This window comes from Anaerobacterium chartisolvens (assembly GCF_003337415.1).
In the GTDB taxonomy this organism is placed as follows: domain Bacteria; phylum Bacillota; class Clostridia; order Acetivibrionales; family DSM-27016; genus Anaerobacterium; species Anaerobacterium chartisolvens.
In genome coordinates, this window is sequence record NZ_QPJT01000064.1 from 1 (window position 1) to 3,282 (window position 3,282).

1 rRNA gene is annotated in these 3,282 nt (G+C 48.3%); it reads right to left on the bottom strand.

Annotated elements, in window-relative coordinates:
• Positions 1-14 precede the first annotated feature (14 nt).
• Positions 15-3,282: ribosomal RNA gene (locus DFR58_RS21475) — 23S ribosomal RNA — on the bottom strand; the annotation flags it as partial.

Below are 3,282 nucleotides of genomic sequence, written 5' to 3' on the forward strand. Positions count from 1 at the left end.
TACTTCCTGTTCATTTGGTCAAGCCCTCGACCTATTAGTACCGGTCAGCTGAGTGCATTACTGCACTTACACACCCGGCCTATCTACCATGTAGTCTACATGGGGTCTTACGTGCTAGAGACTGGAAACTAGATACCGGAAACCAGAGTTACATTAAAAACCTCTATTCTTTAAGCTTTTCTTTTCACTCTAGTCTCTCGTTTCTGGTCTCTAGTCTCTAGCACAGGGATATCTCATCTTAGGGTGGGTTTCACGCTTAGATGCCTTCAGCGTTTATCCCTGCCGAACTTGGCTACCCAGCCGTGCCATTGGCATGACAACTGGTACACTAGAGGTTCGTCCATCCCGGTCCTCTCGTACTAAGGACAGATCCCTTCAAATATCCTGCGCCCGCGACAGATAGGGACCGAACTGTCTCACGACGTTCTGAACCCAGCTCGCGTACCGCTTTAATTGGCGAACAGCCAAACCCTTGGAACCTTCTTCAGCTCCAGGATGCGATGAGCCGACATCGAGGTGCCAAACCTCCCCGTCGATGTGGACTCTTGGGGGAGATAAGCCTGTTATCCCCAGGGTAGCTTTTATCCGTTGAGCGATGGCAATTCCACTTTCATACCACCGGATCACTAAGTCCTACTTTCGTACCTGCTCGAGTTGTTGCTCTCACAGTCAGGCTACCTTATGCCTTTGCACTCTGTTAACGCGATTTCCAACCGCGCTGAGGTAACCTTTGAACGCCTCCGTTACTCTTTGGGAGGCGACCGCCCCAGTCAAACTGCCCACCTGACAGTGTCCTGACGCTGGTTTACAGCGTCCAGTTAGAGTTCCAGTACTCTTAGAGTGGTATTCCAACGTTGACTCCCTGCCGGCTGGCGCCAGCAGTTCTCAGTCTCCCACCTATCCTATACAAAGAATACCGAAACCCAGTATCAGGCTACAGTAAAGCTCCATGGGGTCTTTCCGTCTAGTCGCGGGTAACTTGCATCTTCACAAGTACTACAATTTCGCCGGGTACATTGTTGAGACAGTGCCCAAGTCATTACGCCATTCGTGCGGGTCAGAACTTACCTGACAAGGAATTTCGCTACCTTAGGACCGTTATAGTTACGGCCGCCGTTTACTGGGGCTTAAGTTCACTGCTTCTCCTTGCGAATAACAGATTCCCGTAACCTTCCAGCACCGGGCAGGCGTCAGCCCCTATACTTCATCTTTCGATTTAGCAGAGACCTGTGTTTTTGATAAACAGTTGCTTGGGCCTATTCTCTGCGGCCAATCCTAGAAACCAGATACCAGACACTAGATACCAGATTACTGTCCAGCTTTTACGCCTTCCTTCTTCCAGTTTCTAGTTTCTCGTATCCAGTTTCTAGAATCGGCACCCCTTATTGCTAACTTACGGGGTCAATTTGCCGAGTTCCTTAACAATGCTTCTCCCGTTCGTCTTAGGATTCTCTCCTCACCTACCTGTGTCGGTTTGCGGTACGGGTGCCTTCACTCTCGATAGTGGCTTTTCTTGTCAGTGTGGAATCTGTTACTTCGGTACTCTATTTTCCCTCCCCATCAGGCCTTCGAAACGCATGGCGGATTTGCCTACCACGCTATCTACCTCCCTTGGACGAGCTTTTCCAGCTGCTCGCTTAACTTATCCTCCTGCGTCCCCACCTCTCTTTTATCGAGTAACGGCAGTACAGGAATTTCAACCTGTTGTCCATCACCTACGCCTTTCGGCCTCGGCTTAGGTCCCGACTTACCCTGGGCGGACGAACCTTCCCCAGGAAACCTTAGGTTTTCGACGGTAAAGATTCTCACTTTACTCTCGCTACTTATTCCGGCATTCTCACTACTGCCTCGTCCACACGTCTTTCCAGTCGTGCTTCAGCCTACTACAGTAAGCTCCCCTACCATACTAGAGACTAGAAACCAGATACTAGATACCAGATTGTTTTTGCCATGTCTTGAGCATCTTCGTCAGCATCTTCGTCAGCATCTTCGTCAGCATCTTCCCAACTTCTACATATGCATTCTCATATGCATCATGTTCTGCCTCCGTTATATATCCCAAGTCCCTGCAATAATCCAGCTGCACTCTTACTTCATCACATGAACCTTGTGCCATTATCATAAATCTTTTAAAATCCGCTAAGGAAGAATTTCTCCCAAAACCCTCCGCTATATTCATAGCTACTGATTTTGACGCTCTCCTTATTTGGCTTCCAAGTTCATCCTTTTCAAACTGGGGGATTTTTAAACTCACTTTATGTATATCCAGCGATATCTGATATGCTTTTCTATACACAATTAAGTCTCTAAAATCTTTTATCATTCTTTCCTCCAGCTTTTCTCTAGTTTCTAGTTTCTCGTTTCTAGTCTCTAGCATCCATAGCTTCGGTACACAGTTTAGCCCCGGTAATTTTCGGCGCAGGCTCACTCGACTAGTGAGCTATTACGCACTCTTTTAATGAGTGGCTGCTTCTAAGCCAACATCCTAGTTGTCTTAGCAAACCCACATCCTTTCCCACTTAACTGTGATTTTGGGACCTTAGCTGATGGTCTGGGCTGTTTCCCTTTTGACAACGAAACTTATCTCACGCTGTCTGACTCCCAAGTAACATCATTACGGCATTCAGAGTTTGATAGGGTTCGGTAACCCGGTAAGGCCCCTAGCCCATTCAGTGCTTTACCTCCGTATGATTTTCCCTTGAGGCTAGCCCTAAAGCTATTTCGGGGAGAACCAGCTATCTCCGAGTTCGATTGGAATTTCTCCGCCATCCACAGCTCATCCCAGACCTTTTCAACGGTCATGTGGTTCGGTCCTCCACCAGATTTTACTCTAGCTTCAACCTGTCCATGGATAGGTCACCCGGTTTCGGGTCTATGGCATGCAACTAATTTCGGACTCAAAGAGTCCGCTTCGCCCTGTTAAGACTCGGTTTCCCTTCGGCTCCGTACCTTTAGTACTTAACCTCGCTGCATACTATAACTCGCCGGACCGTTCTACAAAAAGTACGCTGTCGGGCCTTAACGCCCTTCAACTGCTTGTAAACATAGGGTTTCAGGTTCTATTTCACTCCCCTCCCGGGGTTCTTTTCACCTTTCCCTCACGGTACTGCTTCACTATCGGTCACCAGTTAGTATTTAGCCTTGAGAGGTGGTCCTCCCTGCTTCCCACAAGGTTTCACGTGCCCCGTGGTACTCTGGATTCCGGCCTGTCTTCATATCTTTCGCATACGGGACTTTTACCCTCTATGGTCTGCACTTTCCAGTGCCTCATTCTGCTAGATA